Below are 25,522 nucleotides of genomic sequence, written 5' to 3' on the forward strand. Positions count from 1 at the left end.
GCGCAAAGTTTTTCAATTTTAAAACGCTGCGTCTTGGCGTTCCTTCCTGGCGACTTTGCGTTTAAATCCTTTTACCGCTAAGGGCGCAAAGTGTTCATAACCATGAATGCAAAGGTTTTTTGGTTTTTCGATGCCTGAACCTCACCGGTCTATGCGAATTCGTTGTGTCATTGCGTTTAAATGCATTTAACGCGAAGGCGCCATGGATAAAAAACTTTGCAGCTTCGCGACTGAGCCTCCAAATCTTTTCTTTGGTTATTCACCCGCTTTCTGGAAACTCACTACCATCCGGATTCCCTCTGAAGCTGTAGTCACCCGAAAATCAGGGAAGCGTTTACGGAACTTGTCATCTTTGAACCGGTAATCCTGCGCATTCTGATACATCATTTCGGGCATTTCACGCAGAAACGGTACAAACAATCCGATTAACCGGACCATCATTTTCGGAAGAACTGTTAATTTCGGCTTCACGTTCAGTTCGATTGCAATGGCCTGAGTCCATTGCCGGCCTGTCCATTCCACCTGATCGGTTGGCAAATGCCAGGTCTGATTCCATGTGTCATTTTGCTGCGCCAGAATGGCAACTGCCCTGGCTGCATCGGGGGTATAAATGTATTGGTGAATTTTGTCGGCTGAGGAAAACCACATGGCTGCTTTTCCTGCCTTTAATGGTTTAAAAACCGTTTCGAACAGTGCACTGTTGGCGATGGCAGGTCCGTAGAAATCGGGGGCACGGGCAATAAGAGCTGTTAGCGTACCTGCTTTCACTTCATCCAGAATCAGTCTGACCACCTCTGCCCTTACTTTTCCTTTTTCACTGGATGGATTGATCCGGCTGGATTCGGTCATGGAAGGGACATCGGACGGATCGTAGCAATACATGTTGTCGAAAAAGACCAGTTTTGCGGAATGCTTTTTACATGCGTCGACCACAGCCTTCATAAATGGGGGCCAGGTTTTTTTCCAGACGGCTGTGTTGTAGTCAAAACCCACCGTGACATAGACAACGGAAGATCCGGCAACGGCTCCATCAATGGTTGAAAAGTCAGTCAGATCGGCGGCATATAGCTGATCGGTGGGATTGATGGCTTTCGGATTGCGGCTGACCAACCGGATCTGAGTGGTGATGGCGGCCAGTTCCCGGGCTAGTTCCCGGCCAATTGATCCGCCCGAACCTAATACGGTGTGCATGTATTCTCCTGAATGATAGTTGTTCATTGAAAAGGTTTTTTTAATATGGACGCAAAGACGCGAAGCCGCAACGTATTTTAAGTTTACAATACAAGAATCTCTGCGGTAAATGCCTTTCTTAGCGAACTCTGCTGTTATATACGGTTAACGCAAAGAGCGCGAAGGTTTCGTACCAAAGAACGCAAAAAGTCTTTTGGTGTTCAATACAAGAATCTCTGCAGTCTCTGCTATTCTCTGCTTTCTCTGCGGTTAAATGCTTTCACCGCGGAGAGCGCCGAGGATAAATACAGAAGAGCGCAAAGATATTTTGGTTTTCAATAATGGAACCGATGCGGACTTTGTGAATTCTTTATGTCGTTGCGTTTATATCCGTTTATTTTGCTTTAACTGCATTCAGTAACTCATTCACCAACCGGAATGAAACAGAAGGAGATGTGACCTGATTCGATGTACCAACGATAAAAATCTGATTTTCCGGATTGTATACGGCGACCACCCCCGACAGTCCGACATATCCGATCAGGTCGGGTGACAGTCCAAACGGATCCATGAACCACGGGTAATGAATCCGTTGAATTCCCAGCCCTGATTGCATCGGGAAGAATATGGAATTCCACTGTTGCAATTCAGTCAGATATTCTATGGGAAACAAGTCTCCCGTGAAAAAAGCCTTAAGAAAACGCACAAAGTCGGATGGTGTGGAAACCAGTCCGCCATCGGGGCCAAAAGACACCATGGCCTTTGGGATGGATAGTGGTTTCCCATTGTGATAAATGGCGGCAGGCCGTTGGTCTGTTGGATCTTTGTATAGCCAGGTCGATTTCAACTGAAGAGGATGAGCAATCCGTTCAATGATCAGGTTCTCCAGAGGCATTCCGGTCAGGTTTTCCAGAATGCGGCCCAGCAGCTGAAAATTGGTATCTGAATAATGGGCTTTTCCTTTTTTTCCCGGAATAAACTGAGGTTCCATTTCTTTCGACCATTGAATGCAGTCGGTAAAGGTCCATGACTGGTCGTTTCCGTTGAACAGGTCGTCCTGAAGGGAAGATCCATCCGCTTGTTCATCCTCAAAATAATCGGGTAACCCGGATGTGTGTGAAAGCAGGTGCCGAATGGTAACAGAGCTGGAATAGTCGATTCCATCGATCACATGTAATCGGGAGGTAACATCTGCTGGCAGGTATTTGGTAACCGGATCCTCGAGCGACAGTTTTTCTTCTGCCTTCAATTGAAGGACGAGTGCGGTGATTATCAGTTTGGTGGCACTTGCCATAAAAACAGGGGTATCTGTCTTCAGGTTACCTGCCGCTCCTGCCCAGGACTGACCATTCTGAATGATAGCAAAGGATAGTCCGGGCACCTCGGGTGAATCGAGATAATCGGTCAGAATTTCCTGAAGGTGCTCATTTTCCTGAGAAAAGGCCTTTGTTCCGGTCATTATTAACAGAATTGAAATCAGCGTTACAGAGGAAAGAGTTCGCATGGGAAGTCCTTATGCGTTCGACAGGGTCAAAAGTCGGTAAACGCCATCAGACTTGGCAACTATCCGGATTCAAACGTAGAAATCACCCGATGAAGGATGAAAATTTCCCGATGAAACCTTTTTTGATATGAACGCAAAGTCGCGAAGTCGCAAAGTGTTTTAAGTTTTCAATACAAGAATCTCTGCAGTCTCTGCTTTTCATAGCGAACTCTGCGGATAAATACGGTTAACGCAAAGTGCGCAAAGGTTTTTAAAATGGACGCAAAGTCGCGAAGCCGCAAAGAAAATTACTTTCACCGGAAAGGACAAAAAAAATAATTTCGTTGTGTTCATTTTTTGTCACCGTGGCGGACTTTGTGTTGAAGTGAATTTGCCCCTCGTCCACATTTTTAATCCAGAGTTTTTCTGAACCGGAAGACGGCGATGGAAAAAATGATCACCGAGAAAACAAACAGCGCCAGGAACTCGGGCCACAGGGTTTCCAGTCCGACGCCTTTCAGGAATATACCGCGGATAATCACCAGGAAATATTTCATGGGGATGACGGTGGATATCCACTGAATCACCGTTGGCATGTTTTCTACCGGGAAAATAAATCCGCTGAAAAAAACCATGGGTGGAATTAAAATAAAGACGGCTGTAAGGGCAGCCTGTTGCTGGTTATTCGATACGGTGGATATGAGCAATCCAAGTCCAAGCGTGGTGATGAGATACACATAGACCAGAAGCATCATGACCAGAAAGCTTCCCCGGAAGGGTGCTTCCATTAACACCGAATTGAGTCCCAGAATCACGAGAACCACAATGGTGGCGGTGATGGAATAGGGAATCATTTTTCCCAGCATAATTTCCCAGGACCGGATGGGGGTTACGATTAATTGTTCGAGATTTCCATTTTCCTTTTCCTTTACAATGGAAAGTGCCGTGGTCAGGGTGGTTACAATAAGCAACACCATACTGAGCACACCCGGAACCATAAAATTCATGGTTTCGAGTTCGGGGTTGTACCAGACCCGGGTTTCAGCCTGAACCTGACCAATTTCCATCCTGAGACCGGATCGGTCAATCCGTTCTGACAGAATGGATTGACTGATGCTGCTGAGCAGTCCGGCTGCATATCCCACTGCAATGCCTGCGGTATTTCCATCGGCCCCATCGACGAGTAGCTGAACGGTTGCCGTGTTTCCTCCCAACCGGTGTTTCGAAAAGTCGGCGGGTAAAATCAGCGCCATCCGGATTTTCCCTGCATCGAGCCAATGATTGACATCGCGGTCGGTGGTTGCGGTTTCCACCACGGTAAACAACCCGCTTGCTTCGAATTTTTCGCGGATTTCACGTGAATGAACTGTTGGGTTCGGATCGATGATGGCTAACCGGATGTCTTTCACATCAATCCGGGCAGCGTAAGAGAGCAGGACTACCTGAAAAATGGGAGCCACCAATGACAATGCCAGCAATTTTTTATCCTGCCTGAGTTGCAGAAATTCTTTTCGGATCATGGCCAGAACAGTTTGCATGGTGTGCCTCTTAGCGGAAAATCGAATTCAGTTTAATTCTGGCCACGTTGACCATGACAAGCAAAAAAATGAAGAGTGCCAGTACATCGTGCCAGTAAGCCGATATATCTGCTCCCTTGATGACAATGAAGCGGAGACTTTCAAGAAAGTAACGGGCCGGGAAAATCATGGATATTCCCTGAAGCACCGGGTGCATGGATTCAAGTGGGAACATAAAGCCAGACAGAAGCAAAGTGGGAAGCACCGATATGAATGTTGCCGCCAGAAAGGCCACCTGCTGATTGGGCGCCACAGTAGAAACCACCAGACCGAGAGCCAATCCGCCAATGAGAAACAGAATCAGTACAAAAAACAATTCGATGTGGCTGCCCTTGACCGTTGCACCAAAGAGAATGTAGCCAAAAGTGAGAATGGCATAAGCGGCCACAATGGAAATAAGCAGATAGGGAAGGGTTTTTCCGATAATCAGTTCAATGGGCCGAAGAGGTGAAATCATCAGTTGTTCCAGGGTCCGGCGTTCCCGTTCCCTTACCACCGAAACGGCTGTTGAGATTACTGCCGTGATCATAAGAATATATACCACCAATCCGGGCACCAGATAGACCGAACTTTTTAATTCGGGGTTGTACCAGATGCGTGCCCTGATATCGAGAGGAAGATCGAGGTGCATACCCCGGCTGTTCAGAAAATCCTGACGAATCTCCTGATTCACCGATCCGACTATCTGTTCAATGTAGGTTTTGATCAGTGTGGCTTCATTGGCATTTGATCCGTCAATTAAAATCTGAACAGGCGCCCGACGTTTGGCCAGTAAATCAGCCGAATAGCCAGAGGGAATGATGATGACACTGGTTGCCTTGCGGCTGTCGAGTAACCATTCGGCTTCGTGAGTGTTATTCACCTGCGGACCGGGACCGAAAAAGTCGGTCTGGTACAACGCCTCAATCAATGCACGGGAGGCAGGGGTTTTATCCTCATCCAATACCGACAAGGGTGATTCAGATACGTCAAAAGTGAGGGCATATCCAAACATGATCAGCATAAAGACGGGCAGGAAAATGAGGATACCCAGACTTCGTTTATCCCGGCTGATCTGAATAAATTCCTTCCGAACCATGGCCGCGATCCGGTGACGTGCCCGCGAGGGTGTTTTCATGCCGGTAACTCCTTCCTGCTCGATTCAATCAGGTGGATAAACACATCTTCCAGGCTGGGAACGATGACCTCGAGGGATTTAACCACGATTCCAGACCCGGTCAGGGTGGTGGTAATGTCACCTCTGATCCTGTCGGTGAACCGTTCACCCTCCTTGAGCATAATGTGGAGATGAAGCCCGAATACCGAGGTTTCACTGACGACTGGAAGCGAGTTAATCACAGTCATAGCCTCCAGTGGCTGATCGGTGAGCAGTTCGAGGGAAACGGATTTCATTTCACGGGTTTTCAGTTCCTGCGGAGAACCGAGTGCAATCAGCCGTGCATTGTAAATCAGACCAATCGTGTGGCAATATTCGGCTTCATCGAGAAAATGCGTGGTGACAAATACGGTGGTTCCTGCAGCAGACACCTGATCGATAATCGACCAGAAATTGCGGCGCGAAACCGGATCGACTCCACCGGTCGGTTCATCCAGAAAAATCACATCGGGTTCATGGACCATGGAGGCAGCCAGTGCGAGCCGCTGTCTGATTCCACCCGGCAACCCGGCCACCATGCGGTTTTCGTATCCGGTCAGTTGCACCAGATCGAGAAAGTGACGGATTCTGGTTTGCCGGACCTCGGACGGCACTTTGTATAACGTGGACCAGAATTCCATGTTTTGCTGAACGGTGAGGTCCTGATACAGACTGAACCGCTGGCTCATGTAACCGATCCGTGTTTTAATCCGCTCTGCTTGGTTCCGGATGTCCAGACCGGCCACAGTCCCATTTCCTCCGGACGGATTCAGCAAGCCACACAACATCCGGATGGTGGTGGACTTTCCTGAACCATTCGGTCCGAGGAAGCCGAAAATTTCACCCTTTTTTACCGTGAAGCTGACATCATCCACAGCCTTGAAGGTGCCGAAATGCCGGCTGAGGTGGTCGACGGATATGGAAACCGGTGCATTCATCAGAGCAACCGTCCCCAGGCTTTTGCCTGAACCAACCGGTCGGTCATCCAGTTTATCCGGGCAGCCTCGGCCTGAAGTGCGGCTTGTGTGGCCTGTACATCGGCATCGAGCAGATCGGCAACCGGAATCAGTCCGGCGCGAAACTGATTGGCAACCTGTTCTGCACGTTTCCGGGTCTGTTCTGAGAGCAATTGCATCACAGCCACCAGTTTTTCCGAACGCGCCAGTGCTGCATCGGCTGCCTGTTGTTCCAGTGTGATGGACTTCCTCAGTAGTGATTCCTGGAGATCCATCTGATTTCTGGCCAGATCGGCCTGCTGAGTTTGCAGAAACCGGGTATTCCATGTCCAGATTTCATAGGAAAGGACCAGAGAGACATCCCAGGTGGATTTCCATGCCTGCTCAACCGGGAAATACCGCGGGTTCGGATTGGCCAGATCATAGTTGGCCTGTAAAGCAATGGTGGGAAACCAATCGGACCGGGCCACTTTTATTTGCTCTGAAATGGCCGATTTCCGGAAGGTCAATCCAGAAAGTTCAGGTCTTTCGGAAGGCTGGGGTGAAAGGACCGGTATTTCCATGGGTGCCAGTGTTCCGGTGAAAGCTGTTGAACTTCCAAGCCATTGACCCAGACCAAGCCGGGCAACCTGTAACCGATCAGCCGCATAGATGGCCTCGGCTTCCGTTTCCGTTTTTTTAACGCGGATGGCGAGTACTTCGGTTTCGGTCAGGAGTCCCTGGGCGGCCATGGATTCTGCATCGGAGAGTCGTTTAGTCAATAAATTGACAAGTTGACTGGTCAATTCCACCTGTTTTTCTGCGAGGAGAACCTGTCCGTAGGCACGGGTAACCTGAAGGGACAGTTCCTGCTGACGGGTTTTAACGTCCATGCCGGCTGCTTTGGCCTGCCATTCAGCTGCCTGTTCGGCGGCGGTCAGTTTGAAGCCGGTGAAAAGGGGTTGGGTCAACGTTAAACGGAAAGCGGCTGCATCTTCAATGGATTCGGATACCACCCGGTTTATGGTTCCGACCGGCGGCGGAAGGGTGAGTGAAATCGCGAAAGGATCCACTTCGGACTGACGGGTGAACCGGCCGGATGCTTTCAGGGAAGGTAAGCGATTATTGAAGGCCTGATCAGACGTCAGGGCTGCCGATTCGGCTTTGAGTTGTTCTATGCGGATTTGCTCATGAGCGGCCCGTGCTTTTTCAATGGCTTCGGGCAGGGAAAGCGTGGATTGGGAGTGCCCGGGAATGGCTGAAAAGAGCAGAAGTGCTGCTAAAATTCCGGGGAAAGAGAATCCACGGGTCTGATGTATTTTCTGGTGGCTTCGACTCCGCTCAGCCACCGGGTTCCCGGTAGCTTCCCCGATTGTATCGGGGTAAACAACCACCTCAGCCACCGGGTTAAATAACTTCAGGGAATCCGACTTGGTAATTTTATTCCGTACTATACCTTCTGACTTCTGAATTCTGAATTCTGAATTCTTCCTTTTCATCCTTTCTTCTCCGCCAATTGATGAATAAAAATGGTTTCCATGGTTGGTTCGGTTTCTCGCCAGTGAGAAATGGTAATCTGGTGACTTTCAACACGGCTGATGAGGGGAAGGGGATCCTCATCCGTTGGGAGCAGCAACTGAACCCGTTCGCCCAGTAAATGGGATTCATACTCTGAAAAATAAGTCTGTAACACCGATTGCAGCCGGCGCGGATCGTTGGGGATCATTTCAAGCAGTTTCCGGTTCAGCTGACGACGCAGCATTTCGGGAGAGGCAACAGCAAGCAGTGAACCCTGATTCATGAGCGCGACCCGGTGACAACGTTCTGCTTCATCCATGTACGGGGTTGCGACCAGAATGGTCAGCCCCTGGCGGATCAGGTCGGAGAGAATTTTCCAGAAATCGCGCCGGGAAATGGGATCGACTCCAGTGGTCGGTTCATCGAGGATGATCAGGCTGGGGTGGTGAATCAATGTACAGGCAAGGGCCAGTTTCTGCTTCATTCCACCCGAGAGCTGACCGGCCAGCCGGTTACCAAATTCAGACATCCGTGTGAATGCCAGTAATTCCCGTTTGCGTGATTCATGATCGGTTACACCGTGAATCGCAGCAAAAAAATCGATGTTTTCGTTCACCGTCATGTCTTCATACAAAGAAAACTGCTGGCTTAAATAACCCACCTGATCCTTGATCACCAGCGGATTTTTCACCCGGTCTTCTCCAAGCACCGTGAACGTTCCTTCATCCGGATTCAAAAGACCCAGAATGCTGCGGATCAGAGTGGTTTTTCCGGCGCCATCGGGTCCGATCAGCCCAAAAAGTTCACCGGGTTTTACCGACAAAGCCACCCGGTCAAGGGCCTGGACTGCACCGAACCGATGTGAACAGGGTGTGATGGTTAAGGCCGACACGGTTATTCCGATTTGCGGTTGATAAAGGCGTCGCCAGGCATGCCTGCTTTTAGAGCACCATTGTAATTCGGAACATCGAGGCGTGCTTCGAACACCAGCTTCACGCGGTCATCGCGCGATTGAATATTTTTCGGTGTGAATTCGGCCGTTGGGGACAGGTAGCGGATAATGCCGGTAAAAGCCCGGTCCTCAAAGGAATCCACTCTGATGGTCACTGAATCACCCAGCTGAACGAGTCCCAGATCGGGTTCTCTCAGATAGACGCTCATGGTCAGAATCTGGTTGCTGGTGACCAGGGCCACCTGAGATCCTGGTTGAACCAGTTCGCCGGGATCGACAGACACCGTGCTGACGAGGCCGGATTGCATGGCTCTGATTCTGCAATCAGACAGTTTTTTCCGGGCAAGCATCCATTGGGCTTCAGCCTGATCGGCCCTGGCCTGGGCCATGTCGATGTCCTCACGGCGGGCGCCCCGAACCAGTTTATTCCAGCTTTCTTCGGCCTGCTGAAAGGTTGCTTTGGCCACCTCGAGCCGGGTCGACGCGTCATCGGCTTGTTTCTGTGAGGCGGATTGGGTTTTCAGAAGTCCGGCAAGGCGGTCATGGTCGCGTTGTGCGGCGGTCAGGTTAGCACGGGCCGCTTCCTTTGCTTCTGCAGCCACCCGGATGTCTTCGCGACGGGCTCCATTCTGAATCAGGTCGAGTGCGGCCCTTGCCTGTCGGTAAACTGCATGAGCCTGAAGGACATTCAGGTAGTAGTCTGTGGTATCGATCTGAAGAATCACCTCACCAGCCCGGATTGAATCACCTTCGGATTTCAGAACAGATTTGACCAGGCCGGCCACTTGTGAACTGACGATCTGATCGTTTCCTTCCAGCGTACCGGTCACTTCAATGGTGTCGCCATTGTCACAGGCGATGGCGAGAGGAAACAGGGCAGCGAGTAAGCAGAATCGTTTCATGGATGAGTCTCCGTTTTCCTTAAAATTCCAAATAGAAATAGATCATGAAGCTGGGTGAAGGCCGTTTTGGGTGAATGGGGGGAGTTGATCAGATAAGCCGGTACCATGATGGTATTAACCACAGCCAGAAACGCATCGATGGCCAGGGTGGCGTCAATTTCCTGACGGATCAGACCTTGTGCCTGACCCTCCTTCAGCAAAGTGGTGAGCCGGCTGCGGATGTTATGCTCCCGGAAAGCCAGGATCCGTTGAAACAGATCGGGGCGATTCCGCTGAAGATCCTGCATCATGGCTGGCGATACCCGCCAGACATAGGTTGAAATGATTTCGAAGAAAGCTTCCATTTTCTCGACGGGATTCAGGTCGGGACGTGCCATGACTGCGTCGAATATGGAGGCCAGATTCGACATGACGTAGTCAAGAACGGCATCGACCAGTTTGTCCTTGGTTTCGTAATACTTGTAAAGGGTTTTCTTACTGATGCCCAGTTCCTGGCTGATTTCATCGGTGGTCACCCGACTGAAACCATGCGCCATGAACTTTTCCATGGCTTTTTCGACAATTGTAATCATGGAAACGATTCCGGTGTTATTAGTTTCTTTGACAAAGGTAGCAGGAAACTATTTCAGTGTCAAGAGTTTCCTTTGCAATACTTTTAACGCGAAGGGCGCAAAGTGAAATACAAGGAGAGCGCAGAGGTTTTTTGGTTTTCAATACAAAAATCTCTGAGGACTCTGCTTTTCTCTGCTCCCTCTGCGGTAAAATTCCTTCACCGCAGAGAGCGCAAAGGGTAAATACAGAAGAACGCAAAGGTTTTCTTGTTTTAAAATCAATAAACTTAGCGCCTTGGCGTCTTCGCGTACATATTTTGCACCCTCCCTTAAAGCCCCTGATCCAAACTTTTCCAGCCAGATCATTGTTTAGTGACTCATGCACACACTCTACTACTTCATGGATCCGCACTGCGGATGGTGTTATGGCTTCAAGCCGGTGATGAACCAGATCCGCAGGGACTTTCAGGATCGGCTCGAATTTAAACTAATTCTGGGCGGAATGATCACGGGTGATCGCGTCGGTCCGGTGGGGCGGATGTCGGATTATCTGAGGACGGCCATTCCGCGTCTGGAGGAAATGACAGGCGTGACCATGGGCGAGTCGTACAAGCACCAGGTGATTGAAATCGGGACCCTGATTACTGATTCGACCCCACCGAGTCTGGCCGTGCTTGCCATGGCCAGTCAGAAACCCGGTCAGGAATTCACGTTCATGGAAACGGTTCAGGATCGGTTGTTCCAGGACGGTGCCGATCTGAATGTGGCTGAATCTTACCAACCAGTGGTTCTTGCCAATGGTCTCGATTGGGATCAATGGCTGGCCGACTGGAAGTCCGATCCGGTCCGGTTTGCGTTCAGTCAGGATGTGCAGTTTACCCAACAGATCGGTGTCAGCGGATTCCCCACGGTGGTTTTGGTCAACGGGAATACAGGACATCTGGCGGCGAGGGGTTACGTTCCCTACGCAGAACTGAAGGAGCGGGTGGAAACCTGGCTGCAGAATCAGAACCGGAGCTGATCGGAATCAGCCCCGGTATTGGTATTTATCTTAAAACGAGCCCCATTTGCTGAGCAGCATACCGTTCACCGGCAAAAGTGCCTTCCGGGTAGGCATCAGATAATTTGTTCAATTCCTCACTGGTTAATCGGATGGATTGAGCAGCCAGATTTTCATTGAGACGTGCCGTGCTGGTGGTTCCGATCAGAGGAAGAATATCCGATCCCTGATGCAATACCCAGGCAATGGCCAACTGAGCAGGCGTGCATCCCTTGTCTTTGGCCATGTGTTCCAGGACAGACATCTTCTGCTGATTTACCGAAAAGTTTTCACCGGAAAACCGCGGTGAATGCGCCCGGAAATCGGTCGGGTCGAAGGATCCCGACAACGATCCGGAAAGCAAACCCCGGGAAAGGACGCCGTACGCCACAATACCCACTCCCAATTCGCGCGCCGTTTTCAACAGGTCCCTTTCAAGAACCCGCGTTGCAAGGGAATACTCCACTTCCACAGCCGTGACCGGATGAACGGTGTGTGCCCGGCGCAGCTGTTCTGAATTGACCTCGGAAAGCCCGAGATACTTCACTTTACCCTCACGGATCAGATCGGCAATGGCCCCGACGGTGTCCTCCACCGGAACAGACGGATCCAGACGTCCCGGCTGATACAGATCAATCACATCGGTCCCCAGTTTTGACAGGGTCTGTGCGGCAAAATTTTTAAGTGCCTGAGGTCGGGTATCCAGACCAGCGAATCCGCCGGTTGGCGTGCGGAGAATTCCCGTTTTAACACTGATTGCTGGCCGGTCCGACCGGCCGCGGAGGGCTTCGCGGATAAGCAGTTCATTGTGTCCCGATCCATAAAAATCGCTGGTATTTAGGAACGTAATGCCCTTGTCCAATGCGGCCTGAATGGTCCGGATGCTTTCGGCGTCATTCCGTGTGGATTTGCTGCCATAAAAGTCCGACATCCCCATGCAACCGAGTCCGAGGTCGGCGGTTTGCAGACCCTGATTTCCAATTTTCTTCATCTGATGCTCCTGATTGTTTGATGAAACAAAGGTCCAGCAAACCGGAAACAGGTAACAGGTAGGTTTTCAAGTAATACTGGTCAGTTTCTAAGAATTGGTCTATTGGTTGAATTTTCCGGACGGAACTCCGTTAACCGGAAACCCGTTGTGACAACCAGGAGGTCATCTCTGAATCCGATTTTGCTTGCTGATTGTCTGGTTGTTTTTCATGCGATCCTGGTTGGGATTACCGTGGCAGGTGGTGTTGCTGTTTTTACCGGCCGGTTCTCAAAATTTCAATCATCAGACTGGTTTGCCTGGTCGTTTATAACTGCCGCCGCCAGTCAGCTGATTTCTCTTGTGTTTACAGGTGGTTGCGTTCTGACTCAGTGGGAAAAAGACCTGCGTCTTTCGTCCGGGATGGCCACCGACTATAAAATGACCTTTCTGGAGCAATATCTGCCTTTTTTACCATCGTGGTTAATTGATGGTATTCCGATGCTGACTCTTGGCGCACTCATTGGTGCGTGCATCCAGTTTTTCCTGATCCGTAAACGGAAACAACTCCGGCGACCGGAATAGCTTACTTTCCTGCTCTCAGTTCCCCCGGACTTTTTCCTGTCTGCCGGCGGAAAAAGCGGGTAAAGTTCGACGCATCGGTAAACGCGAGTTTCCAGGCAATTTCTGAGATGGGGAGGGCCGTTGTTCTGAGCAGCCGGATGGCTTCATCCGTTAATTTACCATCAATCCAGTTACCAACGGTTTTGCCGGTTTCCTGCCGGATGGTGTTACTCAGGTGATTGGGATGGATGTTCAGAACCGATGCATAATCCCGGATTTGCCAGATTTGTCTGGTCTTTCCTTCAAAAACAGAGCGGAAATGCCGGTTCATGGCCAGTTTGAAATTACGGGTAATTTCCGCAGGACGGTTCCGGATCCGGCGATCAACGGTGCTGGTGATCAGAAGTTCCCGGGTTTGCAGCAGCAGGGCGGCCAGATGCATTCCGAGCAGGCGTTCTTTCAGCGGGGAAGCAGCCAGATATTCCTGACGGATCTGGGTCATCTGACTGGCCAGGCGGGCGACGGTTGGTTCATCCACCTTCATAACCGGAATGGTGTCTTCATACAGGAACGGGAAATCGGCTTCCGTTTCACCCGGGTAGTTGGCCTTCAGGAATGAGTCCGAAAAGGTGATCATGAAACCCGAGAGTTCCTCAAAAATCGAAAACGATTTTACGTGGCCCGGCGTAGTGAAATAGAAGGAGCCCGGACCCAATTGATACCGGAATCCGTCAATGGTGTACTCACTTGATCCCGATTGAATCAGAAGAAAGGCATGGTAATTCGTTCGGAAATCGGGTGAACGGAAGGGGACCGATCCATGCAGACCTTCCAGCGGATGAATGGTGAACTCCAGAAACTGGTCGATGGGAAGTCCCACTGATTGAAAGAAGGCAGAAATGGAATCGTAGTTCCGGATGGATTTGGTTGACATACCGGCAGAAATGTGGCAAGTTTTAAAGGATTATGCAAACCCGGCAGAAAAGAGACTGGCTGTTGAACCCAACAGCCCGGTGAAATGTTATAGGGACAATAATCAGGAGATGCAGTTATGAAAGGTTTGTTTTTCAGTATTATTTTTTTGGGATTTTCCGCGGTTAGTGCGCAGGGTCCGTACACCATGGCTCCACTTCCATACGCTTACAACGCACTGGAGCCGTTCATCGATGCCCAGACCATGGAAATCCATTACAGCCGGCATCATGCCGGTTACGTCCGGAATCTGAACGCCGCGCTGGCGGGAAAAGAAGCCGAAAAATGGTCGCTCACCGATCTGATGAGCCGGATGTCCACCCAGAGCGAAGCCATCCGGAATAATGGGGGCGGTCATTACAACCACGACCTGTTCTGGAGCATTCTTACCCCGGAAAAGGATACCCGTCCATCCGCCGATCTGGAAAAAGCCATTTTGTCTCAATTCGGATCGCTGGATAGTCTGAAAACGCTGCTGAACAAAGCGGCTTCCACCCGGTTCGGATCGGGATGGGCCTGGCTGGTGGTCACCTCAGATGGAAAACTGGCAGTGGGTTCCACACCCAATCAGGACAATCCGCTTATGGATATTTCTCCCTTCCGGGGCATTCCGATTCTCGGGATTGATGTGTGGGAACACGCTTACTACCTGAAATATCAGAATAAACGAGGTGATTATCTGCAGGCGATCTGGTCGGTGATTAACTGGAAAGAAGTGTCGCGGCGGTACGAAGCAGCACGGGAGAAAAAGTAAAAAATTCAGGAGACAGAATTCAGAATTCAGAATACGGAATACGGAATACAGAATACGGAATACAGAATACAGAATTTCTCCCTCTCGGCCGGAGAGGGAAGGGTTGAGGGTCTATTGAATTTCAACCTGAAAAACCCAGCTGTCATTCCGGCCCGGACGGAGTGGCCGGAATCTCGTTTTTATCATGAAGTTAACGCGCTCTGCCTAGAATTAAGAGATCCCGGTTTTTCTGTCTTCGCCTGACTTTCAGTGTCGGGATGACGCATTGTGTGTGGTTTTTCCAACCACCACTGACTGATCATTGATCTCTTGAATTTTCTTTTAACTTTTAACCCGTAACTTTTAACTTGAAAAACCCTCTCATTTCGATCGGTCCCTGAGGTACCTGAAGGGCAATGTCCGGGTTTTTCTCTATTCACGAATCACCACTCACCAGTCACCGTTCCTCACCCGCCAGTCACCTGCTTCGCTTCGGGTTGTTCCAGAGGCAGCAGAATCCGGAAGGTGGTACCTTTGCCTTCCTCACTGGTAACGGTAATGGTACCGTGGTGGGCCTGAATGATTCCGTAACTGATGGCAAGGCCGAGTCCTGTTCCTTTTCCCACCGGTTTTGTTGTAAAAAACGGGTCGAAAATGTGTTTCATCACCGGTTCAGGAATGCCGGTACCGGTATCAGTGAAGTCTATAAAAACCTGATCGCCATCGAGTCCGGTGGTAATGGTAAGGGTTCCTCCCGCCGGTAACATGGCATCCATGGCATTCACCACAATGTTCATGAAGACCTGATTGATTTGACCAGCATGACAAGGTACCTCGGGCAGCGGACTGTATCGGCGTTCCATGACGATTTTGTCACGGGCTTCTGACCGGCACAGCATCAGGGTGGCTTCCAATCCTTCATGAATATCAGCCGGTTTAAATCCGCCGGAGTCACGCCGCGAAAAACTCCGCAGGCTGCGCACAATGTCGGCTGTGCGTTTCGAGCCGGTTTCAACGCCTCGGAGAAGGGTATCAATCTCGTCGCAGATATCCTGCAGGTCGGCTTGCCCGGCCACGGTTTTCAGCCGTTCCAGCAGATCGGATTCACCGTTGCCACCCGAAGCAGCCAGCAGTTCCCTGATCTGCCTGATAACCGACTTCAGTTCTGAAATGTCATCTTTCAGCGGATGGATGCTGGCATTGATGTAATTGACCGGGTTATTAATTTCATGTGCGATTCCAGCCACCAATGTTCCCAGTGAAGCCATCTTTTCCGATTGGATCAGTTGCATCTGCATGGCCGACATTTCGGAAAGGGTCTGGTTCAATTGTTGATTGACTTCTTCCAGATGGTCCTTTTGTTTTCTGATTTCGCGGCTCTGCTCGAGGATCTGATTGTTTTTCCGTTGTGATTCTGAGAGCAGGAGGGATTTTTCCTCGAGCATGCTGGCTTTTGCAAAAGCATACTGAATATTCGATTTCAGATTGCGGAGCATGGAAAGATCCCGTTCGAGGAACGCTTCCGCCTGGCTCATGTTATCGAGAATGATATAAGCGGCCGTGTACTGAGAGGCGGGAATACGCAGAACCACCAGCGATTTTGGTAATTCCAGTCCCCTGAATTTTTCATTGACTGGTAATTCGGTCACCGAGGTGAAACTGAAAATATCCTGAAACACTTCGGTTCCTGTGGAAACATAACGAGACCAGGCTTCGCTTTCGGTAAGCGTCACAGTCCGCAGATCCTCCAGATCCCATCCGTGGGCTGCTCTGAATTCGAACAGATTGGTATGTGGATTAAAGACCAGAACTGAAGATTTTTCCACACCGGGAATGGCAGATAAGTGGTCGAGAATGGTCTGGATCAGATCATCGAACCGCCATTCCGAATTAATGGCGCGGATGATGCCGTTCAGCCGCTCGAGTTCCTCATTTCTCTCCTTCAGTTCGGTGGTTCTGATCGCCACCATGGCTTCAAGCTGACGGTTTCTTGCTTTGAAGGACCGGAGGATCATCATGAGCAGACCATAGACGAGGGACGAGGCCAGCAGGAAGATCAGCGCAAGGGCCCACCACGTCAGATACCATGGGGTGGCCACCCGGAATGAAAATGAAACGGTATCAGACACAAGCCCTGCACCATTCCTGGCCACCAGACTGAAAGTATATCGGCCCGGCGAAAGGTTGGTGAATTCTTTCCGGTTTTCCGAGGTCCATGCAGACCAGTTTTCATCAAATCCACTCAGCCGGGTGCGGTAAACGGAGGGCTGGTCACTGATTTGTGAGGTTCCTGAAAAGGAGAACCGGATTCCCAGCAGACGGTCGGGAATGACCGGTTCGGTTTGGTCGGGGAGAGTGTACCAGGCGGGTCCGCTGAAAAAGACCGAGTCCTGACCGAATTCAATCCGGCTGATGACAGCACGGTTTAACAGTGGTCGTCCTGCATCAGGAATGCGTTTAATGCTGAACAAGCCGGCTGTTCCTCCCACATAGAGGTGGTCTTTGTCTGCATCGAGCCAATACACCTGAAATTGGGGAATGCCGCCGGCTGCATCCTGTTTCCAGGTTTTGTCGGCAAGCCGGTACCGGTACAATTTACTTCCTGACCGGGCATAATAGACCGAGTCTCCCAGTGAAACCAGACGAAAGACATCAGAGGCCGTTCGCTTGAACCCCGTTTCGAGAACAGGGTCGGTAATCAGGCGAAGATGATCAGGTCCGGGTGAGAGCAATCCCTGCCGGGTTCCGAAGACAATGCGGCCGCCGGCAGAGAAGGGGGTGGACCATCCGGTGGGGTGACCGGCTGAGGTATCGATGACCGAAAAGGACCACAGGCCGGTTCCCGTTTTATTGAACCGCAAAGCCATGGAATTGTTGGTTCCAGCCCAGAGGTCACCTTTCCGGTCCTGATCGAGCTGCAAAATTTCACCAGGTGTTTTGAGGGTTTGAATGACCGGATATCCGGGAACATCTCTTAAAAACACCACCTGATCTTCCTGCCCGGCCACAAGAATCTGACGGTCGGTTTTTAGCCGGAACAAGGTGTAGGTGGTTCCCTTCAGAATCCTTTCAGGAGTTTGGCCCGAAACCAGCCAGACACCAGTGTAATTTCCTGCCAGAATCCCTGCATGACTTTCGATGACGGACCAGGCCTGAACATCGAGACCGGGAACCAGTTTCGCTTTCGGTTCTCCCCGGGACAACCGAGGTTTTATGTCGATGCGATACACACCCTGACTGGTGGCGGCCCACCAATCGGTTTTTCCTCTGACCACATCGTTGACCGTTCCGTTCAATCCGTCTTTTCCGCTCAGACTGATGACCCCGTTTCCGAGATCGATGGCCGCCAGACCATTGTTCGTGGCCACCCACAATCTGCCATCCGGTGACCAGGTCACTGCCCGCACGGCCGGGTCGGGTAATCCGTTAGACTGATCAAAGTGGTGAAGGAGGGTCCCATCCGACCCGGTGATGACCAACCCGGATTTGGATGAACCAAAAACAAACCGTCCGTCGGGCAGTTGGATACCACAATACAGATTTCCGGTCAGGCTCCAGGTCCGGACCGGTTCGGGAAAGGGAATGACTCCGGAGCCATTTCTGAAAACCAGTCCGGTCTGCCGGTCGCCGGTGACCCACGATCCGTCCCCGCGCCGTAAAAGAACAAACTGAAGTTCGCCTGGTAAGGAGGGAAGATCACTTCCCGATTGCAAACGGCCGTTTTGGTAACGAAACAAGCCGCTGTCCTTAACCTGAATGTAAAAGTCCTTTCCGATCGCCCGGCTGGTCAGAAAACCCCGATCCGATTTAATGACGGTCAATGCGGAATCGGACCAGCGGAACAAATGATGATCGGCCAGAAAAAAAACGCCCTCGCCGGTCACCCAGGTTTCCCAGATATTTGAGAAGGCTGGAAAACCAGCAGGAAGATGGCTGGTGAGACTTGAAAAAGAGGGTGCCTGGCTGTTTCGAAGGTCTACAATTCCAAAATCACCCTTCAGACCGGCAAAGAAAATACCATCCTGCAAAACCGCCACCGACCGCACCACCTTCTGGGACGGCATGGGGATAAGAGACCAGGAGTTTCCGTTGAAAATCAACAAGCCGGAATTGTTTCCGGCAGCCACCAATCCATCCGGACTGGCCGAAATGGACCAATTCTGATTGTGAGCCTGGTACTCTGATGGAGGGACGACCCTGATGGCCGGAGATCCGGGAGGATCGGGTTCATGGGCATAAAGCAACTGACTGATCAGAAGTGCCGCGAGGACACCGGGTAAAAGATGCAGAAAACTCATTGGGGAGATCCGTGCAGAGGAATGGTGATATCGGCCTGAATTCCGACATCAGGATGATTCCGGAGAGTGAGTGACCCCTGATGGCGTTTCACCATGGCCAAAGCAAGAGTCAGTCCCATGCCCTGGTGCCTTCCCACCGGTTTGGTCGTGAAAAACGGATCAAAAACCCGTGGCAGAACAGGTTCCGGAATGCCGGGACCGGTATCGGAGATACTGATGACAATCCGGTTCTGATCGAGTCGGGTCGAAATGGTAATGGATCCGCCGGTGGGTTCAACTGCTTCGATGGCATTGATCAGAACGGCGAGAAACACCTGATTCATTTCCTGATGGTTCAGTTCAACGGCCGGCAGGGTTTTGTCAAAATGGGTGTCGATCCGGATGTCGGGTGTTAAACGGTGCTGAAGCAACGAAATGGCCATACTCAATCCCGAATGAACGTAATCGGTTTTCAGGACCGATTCATCCAACCGGGTGAATTTACGCAGGTCAGCAACAATGGCCGCCGTTCGTTTCGCCCCGCTTTCAATTCCATCGAGCACCTGTCGCGATTCGGTAAAAACATCGTGAACGTCCTCGGGTAATTTCTCCGGGACCCTGGCAGTCAGCATCGACTCGATTTCCTCCAGATTCCGACGGATGATCACAGCGCCTGACGTGATAAAATTGATGGGGTTGTTCATCTCATGAGCCAGCCCGGCCGTCAGTTGACCCACCGAGGCCAGTTTTTCCGATTCAACCAACCGGACCTGAGCCTCCTTCAGATCGGAAAGCGTTGATTCCAACTCACGGGTTCTGACTCTGACCTGGTCTTCGAGCATGATTTTCTGAAGACTGATTCGGCGAAACCGGATCCACACAATCAACCCTGCCAGTCCTCCGATCACGGCAATCAGCAGAAGACGGAACCAAAGGGTCATCCAGAAAGGCGGATGAACCACGATGGACAGTTCCTTTTCGAACCGGCTGATTTTTCCGTCATGATTGGTCCCCCGAATCCTGAGAGTGAAAGTTCCCGGGTCCAGATTGGTGAAGGTGATCACTCCGCCGGCGCCCGCCTGCATCCATTCACGGGAAAACCCTTCCAGGAAAAAGTAAATCCGGTTAGAGGCCGGCCGGGTGAAATCCAAAGCAGATGCCCTAACCGTGATCACGTTTTCATCGTAGTTCACCTCGAAACCTGGAAGGAAAGAAGCTTCGCCCGAGGCAGGAACCACCCGGTCGAGAACATGAATGCGGCTGATGACCACTGGTGCGTCATAGGTGAAGTCGGTGACCGAATCGGGATAGAATCGGTTGAATCCGTTAATTCCGCCGAAGAACAACTCGCCATCCGGTGATTCAAACACCGAATTTGTATTAAACTCCATGGCCTGAAGTCCGTGCTGAGTGGAAAAGTGGCGGATGGAGCCCGAAACCGGATCCAGCCGGATCAGACCCAGATTGGTACTCATCCAAATCCGGTTTTTTGCATCGCCTGCCACGGCGTAAATGTAAGTATTTATCAATCCTTCACGGGTGGTATAGCGGGTGAAGGTGCTGCTGTCCGGATTCATCCGGTTCAGTCCGTTGTTAGAGCCGGCCCATAAAACGCCCTGTCTGTCCACATAGACCGACCGGATGGTTGAATTGGAAAGGGAAAGTGTGTCGCCGGGATTATGAACCCATGATCTGAACCGTCCGGCTGCATCGGAATATCGGTGCAGTCCGGCAGGTGTGGCCACCCAGATGCTGCCATCCGGTCCTTCTGCAAGAGAGAAAACAGTACCATCCAGCAATCCGGAATCGTCGTCTGGTTCGAAATGTCTGATCAGCCGGCGATTCTGGTCGAGCAGTGTGACCCCGTGATCGGTTCCAATCCATAATCTGTTCTGACGGTCTTCCAGAATAGCCCTGACAATCGGATCAACCAGAATCTGCTGATTTTTTTTATCGTCGAGCCAGAAGCCGGCTGGTTTTCCATCGGGACTCAGGCGGTTGGCACCCCGGCTGGTTCCCACCCAGATATACCCCTGACGATCCTCGGTCAGTGCCCAGATGTTGTGATGTCCGATGGAGGCGGGACCAACCGGGTAAGTGCGGAACCGGTCAGATTCCGGTTCCAGCAAATTCAGTCCGCCCCCCAGGGTGCCAACCCAAAGCCGGTTCTTCGAATCACGAAGCATACTGCGGATGTTGTTGTCAGAAAGTCCGGAACCGCCTGCCGATTTTCCCTGAACAAGGTTAAAAGGTTTTTTCTTCAGATCGGTACGACTCAAACCGCCCGCCGCCGTTCCCACCCACAGATTACCGGAACGATCGGCAAGCAAGGACCGGACCAGATCATTTGAAAGAGATTGATCCGATCCCGGATCATGCCGGATTTCCCGGATCCGTCCGGTTTGAGGATGAAGCAATTTCAATCCGTTGTCGGTACCCAGCCACAACCAGCCTTCCGGGTCTTTCAGAATGCTGCGGATGGTGCCATCTCCAAACCGGTTAAGTGAGGAATATCGCGATGGAGATGAAACCGATTCCTTGAAAACCAGCCAGGTCCGGATGGAGGCCTCTTTCCACCGGTAGGCATTTAACCCGTTGGTGGTACCAATCCACAGAGTTTCCGCGTCATGGTCGTCATACAGCGAAAGAATCAGGGAATTCGACAGGCCGCCGGGTCCGGTTCCGATCACGGAAAAAGTACCATCGGACGGGCGGTACAGACTAAGGCCACTGGCTGTTCCAATGACCAGTTGACGGGTTTTTTCATGCCAGAGAAGTGCGAGTACCGAATTGGCAGGCAGAAAGGGATGGGTTTCGGAGGTGAACAGCCGGATGGTGCCGCTGTCAGTATCGATACGGTAGAGTCCCGACTCGGTTCCCGCCCATAACACGCCATCGCCTCCGGTAGCCAGTGTCCAGATTCTGATATCCGGCAGCACAGTATGAAAGGTTCCGGTTGCATGGTGGTACCGTTGCAATCCGCGCTGATGGGTACCAACCCAGAGCCGGTCCTTCCGGTCGGTCAGCAAGCTGGTTACCCATTCATCCGCCAGAGAGAGTGAGTCTCCGTTCACCGGCCGGAAAACCGTAAACTCATGCCCGTCATACCGGTTCAGGCCATCCTGTGTACCGATCCAGAGAAAACCGGTCGAATCCTGAACCATTGAAAAAACCGAACTCTGAGAAAGTCCTTCCTCCATGGAAATCCGGTTGAACACCGGGGTCTGAGACCAGACCTCTGATAGTGCAAACAGAGGAAGAAGGACGATCAGCCGCATCAGAACAACCAACCGGACCGGATGATCAGGTGAATTATAAAGACGAGGGACAAACTGACCGATGACCAGCGGTTCATCCACATGGTGTTTTCAAAATCAGCTTCTGCCGGATCTTTCCTGACGCGGTAAAACCACAATTCGAAGTATGCAAGAACCGGAATCATTCCAATGATAAATACCATGGCATTCCACGGACCGGTGAACAGGATCAGCATGACAGTCAGGGCCAATCCTGCCAACCCCAGCACCAGTCTGGCGAAGAAAAAGGTGCCGTTGATTCCGAGAAGAAGGCTGAGCGTCTTGTCACCCCGCCTGGAATCTTCGGCATGCTGATACACCTGGGTGAGCGGGTAAGAACCCAGTAAAAACAGGGTGGAAATGAGTGCAAATCCCACATTTACAGGAGCGGATAACTGATCGGTGGAATACCCCAATCCGACCTGAATGGTCAGAAACATCCAGAAACCCTGAAAAACCGAAACCACACCGGCTGAGAGGATGGGGTACTTTTTCAGACGGATGGTGGGTTGGGAGTAGGCTTTGGATACAAGTGTGTAAACCAGAATTCCGGCAAAGAACAAGGGCGATATCAGCCAGGAAAGAATCAAACCCAGTCCATCGAACAGAAGCACCAGCCAGAACAGTTCTTTGGTGACCCGGGGTGGGGTTTTCAGGCCGCCAATGCTGCCTTCATCACGGTCATGCCAGGAATTATATCCGTTGCTGGCCGGGTAAACCAGTAAATGAATGATGGCAAAAACCACTACGGCATGAAGGGGGACCGCACCATCGGTCAGGCTGAGGGCCATCCAGAAGACGGGCATGAGATAAACCGAGAAGGGAATCCGCATCAGCCTGAAGGCAGATATCCATCTGGAAAGGGAATTGGGGTGGACCGTCATGATTTCTTTTTCGGATAAATATGAGGAATCCCAGAAGTAAATGGCAAAAACGCGAAGGGTGCCGGGGGGTTCTCTGGTAAAAATGTGGGGTTTGCCACATATCATTCCGGCTGGATTGAACCAAAGTCGGGTGACTCAATGTTTAGTACCTCATGAGTCAGATCGTTTCTATTGGCACGGCCGTGCCTGATTATCAGCTTAAACAATCCCAGGTTGCAGACTGGATGGTCTCGCAATTACACCTGATGGGAAGAGATGCCGACCGGCTGCGGATTCTGTATGAACGGAGTGCCATCGATACCCGGTATTCGGCCATTCCCGATTATGGCTGCGAACCCGGCGATCGGGTCCTGTTTCCCGAAACGGCTGATCTGGAGCCATTCCCCGGGGTTTCAGCCCGAATGGCGCTTTTTCATCCACCGGCCAGAGAACTGGCCCTGGCTTCAGCCCGGCAGGCTCTTGAAAGAGTCCGGGTATCGCTGCAACCGACTCATGTGATTTCGGTGACCTGTACCGGCCTGGCTGCTCCCGGACTCGATATCGATCTGGTTACCGGACTCGATCTGCCCGGGTCAACGATTCGCACATCGGTTAACTTCATGGGATGTTATGCCGCCTTTCACGCTCTGAAACTGGCCGATGCTTTTTGCAGGGCCGATCAGGAAGCCGTGGTGCTGGTTGATGCCGTCGAATTGTGCACCCTCCATTTTCAGAAACTGAACGAACCCGATCATCTGCTTGCCAATTCGCTGTTTGCCGACGGATCGGCTTCTGCCCTGATCATGAGCGATCAAAAGGCACGTCGGCTGGGACTCCCCGGTCTTACCATTGCCGGCTTCTGGTCCGAACTGGCGCTTCACGGCCGGTCCGACATGGCCTGGGCCATCGGCGATACGGGATTTCTCATGACCCTCAGCTCGTACATTCCCGATCTGGTCAAACATGGAATCGGACCGCTGACCGACCGGGTGTTTCAGGCGGCCGGACTGACGACCAGCGAGATTCACCATTGGGCCATTCACCCCGGTGGCCGCAAAATTCTGGAATCCACCGCATCTGCCCTCGGGTTAAATCCGGAAAAGCTCGCCTCCTCTTTCCGGGTTTTGCGCCAGTTTGGAAACATGAGTTCTCCGACAGTTCTGTTTGTTCTGAAAGACCTGTGGGATTCCACGCTGAATTTTGACCGGCAGGAAACGGTCTTTTCGGCCGGATTCGGTCCCGGTCTGACGCTTGAATCGGCCGTTTTTAAAACCATTTCATGATACGAAGTCTGAAACAGCGGGTGGATGAACCCGAATTACTGGATGATCCCGGAATTCCGGAAGGGGAACTGATTGATAATCTGAAGGAACTGGAGTGGATCAACCGGTTGCTGGGCGGTCATGCCATTACCATTTCCGGATTGAAAGGGCTGATTGGCGGCGACCGTTCCCGGACCTGGACCATCACCGATCTGGGATGCGGGGGAGGAGACACGCTGCGGGCCATCAGTCACTGGGCAGGGAAGCATCAGATTCCGGTCAGACTGGTTGGAATCGATCTGAATCCAGCCTGTATCCGGTATGCGCAACGGGCGTCTCAATCATATAATATTGAATGGATCTGTGCCGATTTCCGGGAAGCAATTCCGGCTGATACCGACATTCTTATCAATTCGCTGTTTTGCCATCATCTGGATGATTCCAGTCTGAAAGAGTTGTTGCTGCTGATGAAAAACAAGGCCCGGCGTGGATTTGTTATCAACGATCTGCAACGGCATCAGGTCGCATTCGCGTCCATCTGGATATTAACCCGGCTGCTGAACGGTTCACGACTGGTTCGTCATGATGCCCCTCTGTCGGTGGCTCGGAGTTTTCATCGCCATGAATGGCTGACCCGGTTGTCAGAGGCCGGTCTGGCTTCGTCCCGCCTGTCCTGGAGATGGGCATTCCGCTGGCAGGTGGTTTATGAAAAATAGGAGTCAGGCCCTTCGACATGCTTTGGGACCGGGAGTCAGGAGACAGAAGACAGAATTTCACTCTCTCCGCCGGAGAGGCCGGAATCTTGTTTTTTAAGTCATTTATTGGCAGGACTTCCTTAAACAGACACAGGTCCTGACTTTTTTGTGAATGCCGGACTTTCAGCCACGGGATGACACGGTTTGTTGGATTTTTACCATCACCAATCTCTGGTCACCCATCACCACTTACCTGTTTTTCCTTCTAACTTTTGCCCGTAACTCTTAACTGGGAAATCCCCTACAATCCCATCAGTTGCTTCACATATTTCGGCGCAGGAGATCCGAACGAAAGAATCTTGTCGTGAAAGGTTTTCAGTGAAGTCTGGGTACCATATGTGGTCTCATACCGGCGGCGGATATCGTTGATTTCCAGATTCCCGACATAATAAGTCGAAAGCTGCGACGACGACAGGCAGGCCCGGATCCACTTGCCGGCCGCTTCGCCTTCTTCCTGAAAGCCTTCATTCATCATCAGGGCCATGGCTTCTGCCTCGGTCATGTTTCCGGCATGAATACTCTGGTCCAGAATGGCATTGATAATCAGCCGTAAACGCATTTTTAATTGCTG

General features: G+C 51.4%; 21 protein-coding genes. 5 read left to right on the forward strand and 16 right to left on the reverse strand.

Annotation, left to right across the window (positions count from 1 at the left end; all coding sequences use genetic code 11):
• Nucleotides 1-255 precede the first annotated feature (255 nt).
• From HUU10_10895 to HUU10_10940, 10 genes are all read right to left on the reverse strand, one after another.
• Nucleotides 256-1,191, reverse strand: a complete 936-nt coding sequence (locus HUU10_10895; protein NUQ82103.1) for an NAD-dependent epimerase/dehydratase family protein — start codon at nucleotides 1,189-1,191, stop codon at nucleotides 256-258.
• 373 nt (nucleotides 1,192-1,564) lie between these two features.
• A complete protein-coding gene (locus tag HUU10_10900) occupies nucleotides 1,565-2,674 on the reverse strand; it encodes a beta-lactamase family protein (protein ID NUQ82104.1) in 1,110 nt (369 codons plus the stop codon).
• Between the two features lie 389 nt (nucleotides 2,675-3,063).
• Nucleotides 3,064-4,191 carry an ABC transporter permease gene (locus tag HUU10_10905; GenBank protein ID NUQ82105.1) on the reverse strand — a complete coding sequence of 376 codons (1,128 nt, stop codon included), beginning with the start codon at nucleotides 4,189-4,191 and terminating at the stop codon, nucleotides 3,064-3,066.
• Between the two features lie 10 nt (nucleotides 4,192-4,201).
• Complete coding sequence (locus HUU10_10910) at nucleotides 4,202-5,347, reverse strand: ABC transporter permease (GenBank protein ID NUQ82106.1); 1,146 nt, start codon at nucleotides 5,345-5,347, stop codon at nucleotides 4,202-4,204.
• Nucleotides 5,344-6,303, reverse strand: coding sequence for an ABC transporter ATP-binding protein (locus tag HUU10_10915; protein ID NUQ82107.1), 960 nt, complete (start codon nucleotides 6,301-6,303; stop codon nucleotides 5,344-5,346). Before HUU10_10915 ends, HUU10_10910 begins: the two co-directional genes overlap by 4 nt.
• The gene (locus HUU10_10920; protein ID NUQ82108.1) at nucleotides 6,303-7,703 is read right to left on the reverse strand and encodes a TolC family protein; all 1,401 of its coding nucleotides are present in this window, start codon (nucleotides 7,701-7,703) and stop codon (nucleotides 6,303-6,305) included. The genes HUU10_10915 and HUU10_10920 overlap by 1 nt, the downstream gene beginning before the upstream one ends.
• Nucleotides 7,704-7,795: 92 nt before the next feature.
• A complete protein-coding gene (locus tag HUU10_10925) occupies nucleotides 7,796-8,710 on the reverse strand; it encodes an ABC transporter ATP-binding protein (protein NUQ82109.1) in 915 nt (304 codons plus the stop codon).
• A gap of 2 nt (nucleotides 8,711-8,712) precedes the next feature.
• Nucleotides 8,713-9,672, reverse strand: a complete 960-nt coding sequence (locus HUU10_10930; GenBank protein ID NUQ82110.1) for an efflux RND transporter periplasmic adaptor subunit — start codon at nucleotides 9,670-9,672, stop codon at nucleotides 8,713-8,715.
• Nucleotides 9,669-10,244 (reverse strand): TetR/AcrR family transcriptional regulator, encoded by a 576-nt coding sequence (locus HUU10_10935; protein ID NUQ82111.1) that lies wholly within the window; start codon nucleotides 10,242-10,244, stop codon nucleotides 9,669-9,671. Before HUU10_10935 ends, HUU10_10930 begins: the two co-directional genes overlap by 4 nt.
• 138 nt (nucleotides 10,245-10,382) lie before the next feature.
• Complete coding sequence (locus HUU10_10940) at nucleotides 10,383-10,589, reverse strand: hypothetical protein (protein NUQ82112.1); 207 nt, start codon at nucleotides 10,587-10,589, stop codon at nucleotides 10,383-10,385.
• 13 nt (nucleotides 10,590-10,602) lie between these two features.
• Here HUU10_10940 and HUU10_10945 point away from each other — a divergent pair, with 13 nt between their 5' ends.
• On the forward strand, nucleotides 10,603-11,244 hold the full coding sequence (locus HUU10_10945; GenBank protein ID NUQ82113.1) for a DsbA family protein: 642 nt from the start codon (nucleotides 10,603-10,605) through the stop codon (nucleotides 11,242-11,244).
• Between the two features lie 25 nt (nucleotides 11,245-11,269).
• On the opposite strand, the gene HUU10_10950 is transcribed toward HUU10_10945, so the two are convergent.
• Nucleotides 11,270-12,253 carry an aldo/keto reductase gene (locus HUU10_10950; protein NUQ82114.1) on the reverse strand — a complete coding sequence of 328 codons (984 nt, stop codon included), beginning with the start codon at nucleotides 12,251-12,253 and terminating at the stop codon, nucleotides 11,270-11,272.
• Nucleotides 12,254-12,400: 147 nt separating this feature from the next.
• Between HUU10_10950 and HUU10_10955 the strand changes: the two genes are divergently transcribed.
• Entirely contained in the window at nucleotides 12,401-12,814 is a 414-nt protein-coding gene (locus HUU10_10955; GenBank protein ID NUQ82115.1) for a DUF2784 family protein, read from the forward strand.
• A gap of 1 nt (nucleotide 12,815) precedes the next feature.
• Here the strand turns inward: HUU10_10955 and HUU10_10960 are convergent, their stop codons facing one another.
• Nucleotides 12,816-13,727 (reverse strand): helix-turn-helix domain-containing protein, encoded by a 912-nt coding sequence (locus tag HUU10_10960; protein NUQ82116.1) that lies wholly within the window; start codon nucleotides 13,725-13,727, stop codon nucleotides 12,816-12,818.
• Between the two features lie 117 nt (nucleotides 13,728-13,844).
• On the opposite strand from HUU10_10960, the gene HUU10_10965 reads away from it, so the two are divergent.
• Nucleotides 13,845-14,519 (forward strand): superoxide dismutase, encoded by a 675-nt coding sequence (locus tag HUU10_10965; GenBank protein ID NUQ82117.1) that lies wholly within the window; start codon nucleotides 13,845-13,847, stop codon nucleotides 14,517-14,519.
• A 446-nt stretch (nucleotides 14,520-14,965) separates the two neighbouring features.
• On the opposite strand, the gene HUU10_10970 is transcribed toward HUU10_10965, so the two are convergent.
• Genes HUU10_10970 through HUU10_10980 form a run of 3 tightly spaced genes read right to left on the reverse strand, consistent with a single transcriptional unit; the run spans nucleotide 14,966 to nucleotide 22,955 of the window.
• Nucleotides 14,966-18,796, reverse strand: coding sequence for a hypothetical protein (locus HUU10_10970; GenBank protein NUQ82118.1), 3,831 nt, complete (start codon nucleotides 18,794-18,796; stop codon nucleotides 14,966-14,968).
• Nucleotides 18,793-22,053 carry a GHKL domain-containing protein gene (locus tag HUU10_10975; protein NUQ82119.1) on the reverse strand — a complete coding sequence of 1,087 codons (3,261 nt, stop codon included), beginning with the start codon at nucleotides 22,051-22,053 and terminating at the stop codon, nucleotides 18,793-18,795. Before HUU10_10975 ends, HUU10_10970 begins: the two co-directional genes overlap by 4 nt.
• The gene (locus tag HUU10_10980) at nucleotides 22,053-22,955 is read right to left on the reverse strand and encodes a UbiA family prenyltransferase (protein NUQ82120.1); all 903 of its coding nucleotides are present in this window, start codon (nucleotides 22,953-22,955) and stop codon (nucleotides 22,053-22,055) included. The genes HUU10_10975 and HUU10_10980 overlap by 1 nt, the downstream gene beginning before the upstream one ends.
• Nucleotides 22,956-23,107: 152 nt before the next feature.
• On the opposite strand from HUU10_10980, the gene HUU10_10985 reads away from it, so the two are divergent.
• Together HUU10_10985 and HUU10_10990 are read left to right on the forward strand one after the other, a co-directional pair.
• Nucleotides 23,108-24,217, forward strand: coding sequence for a type III polyketide synthase (locus HUU10_10985; GenBank protein NUQ82121.1), 1,110 nt, complete (start codon nucleotides 23,108-23,110; stop codon nucleotides 24,215-24,217).
• Nucleotides 24,214-24,912 carry a methyltransferase domain-containing protein gene (locus HUU10_10990; protein NUQ82122.1) on the forward strand — a complete coding sequence of 233 codons (699 nt, stop codon included), beginning with the start codon at nucleotides 24,214-24,216 and terminating at the stop codon, nucleotides 24,910-24,912. Before HUU10_10985 ends, HUU10_10990 begins: the two co-directional genes overlap by 4 nt.
• Before the next feature lie 280 nt (nucleotides 24,913-25,192).
• Here HUU10_10990 and HUU10_10995 read toward each other — a convergent pair.
• The coding region (locus HUU10_10995; GenBank protein ID NUQ82123.1) for a DUF885 family protein at nucleotides 25,193-25,522 on the reverse strand (330 nt) is incomplete at its 5' end.

It is taken from the genome of Bacteroidota bacterium (assembly GCA_013360915.1).
GTDB lineage: Bacteria > Bacteroidota > JABWAT01 > JABWAT01 > JABWAT01 > JABWAT01.

What these genes read in the sequence shown, in the direction of transcription:
- HUU10_10980 (NUQ82120.1), bottom strand. Translation starts at nt 22,955, where the DNA reads ATGACGGTCCACCCCAATTCCCTTTCCAGATGGATATCTGCCTTCAGG.
- HUU10_10990 (NUQ82122.1), top strand. Translation starts at nt 24,214, where the DNA reads ATGATACGAAGTCTGAAACAGCGGGTGGATGAACCCGAATTACTGGAT.
- HUU10_10965 (NUQ82117.1), top strand. Translation starts at nt 13,845, where the DNA reads ATGAAAGGTTTGTTTTTCAGTATTATTTTTTTGGGATTTTCCGCGGTT.
- HUU10_10970 (NUQ82118.1), bottom strand. Translation starts at nt 18,796, where the DNA reads ATGAGTTTTCTGCATCTTTTACCCGGTGTCCTCGCGGCACTTCTGATC.
- HUU10_10895 (NUQ82103.1), bottom strand. Translation starts at nt 1,191, where the DNA reads ATGCACACCGTATTAGGTTCGGGCGGATCAATTGGCCGGGAACTAGCC.
- HUU10_10940 (NUQ82112.1), bottom strand. Translation starts at nt 10,589, where the DNA reads ATGATCTGGCTGGAAAAGTTTGGATCAGGGGCTTTAAGGGAGGGTGCA.
- HUU10_10945 (NUQ82113.1), top strand. Translation starts at nt 10,603, where the DNA reads ATGCACACACTCTACTACTTCATGGATCCGCACTGCGGATGGTGTTAT.
- HUU10_10930 (NUQ82110.1), bottom strand. Translation starts at nt 9,672, where the DNA reads ATGAAACGATTCTGCTTACTCGCTGCCCTGTTTCCTCTCGCCATCGCC.
- HUU10_10985 (NUQ82121.1), top strand. Translation starts at nt 23,108, where the DNA reads ATGAGTCAGATCGTTTCTATTGGCACGGCCGTGCCTGATTATCAGCTT.
- HUU10_10900 (NUQ82104.1), bottom strand. Translation starts at nt 2,674, where the DNA reads ATGCGAACTCTTTCCTCTGTAACGCTGATTTCAATTCTGTTAATAATG.
- HUU10_10960 (NUQ82116.1), bottom strand. Translation starts at nt 13,727, where the DNA reads ATGTCAACCAAATCCATCCGGAACTACGATTCCATTTCTGCCTTCTTT.
- HUU10_10975 (NUQ82119.1), bottom strand. Translation starts at nt 22,053, where the DNA reads ATGCGGCTGATCGTCCTTCTTCCTCTGTTTGCACTATCAGAGGTCTGG.
- HUU10_10905 (NUQ82105.1), bottom strand. Translation starts at nt 4,191, where the DNA reads ATGCAAACTGTTCTGGCCATGATCCGAAAAGAATTTCTGCAACTCAGG.
- HUU10_10910 (NUQ82106.1), bottom strand. Translation starts at nt 5,347, where the DNA reads ATGAAAACACCCTCGCGGGCACGTCACCGGATCGCGGCCATGGTTCGG.
- HUU10_10950 (NUQ82114.1), bottom strand. Translation starts at nt 12,253, where the DNA reads ATGAAGAAAATTGGAAATCAGGGTCTGCAAACCGCCGACCTCGGACTC.
- HUU10_10935 (NUQ82111.1), bottom strand. Translation starts at nt 10,244, where the DNA reads ATGATTACAATTGTCGAAAAAGCCATGGAAAAGTTCATGGCGCATGGT.
- HUU10_10915 (NUQ82107.1), bottom strand. Translation starts at nt 6,303, where the DNA reads ATGAATGCACCGGTTTCCATATCCGTCGACCACCTCAGCCGGCATTTC.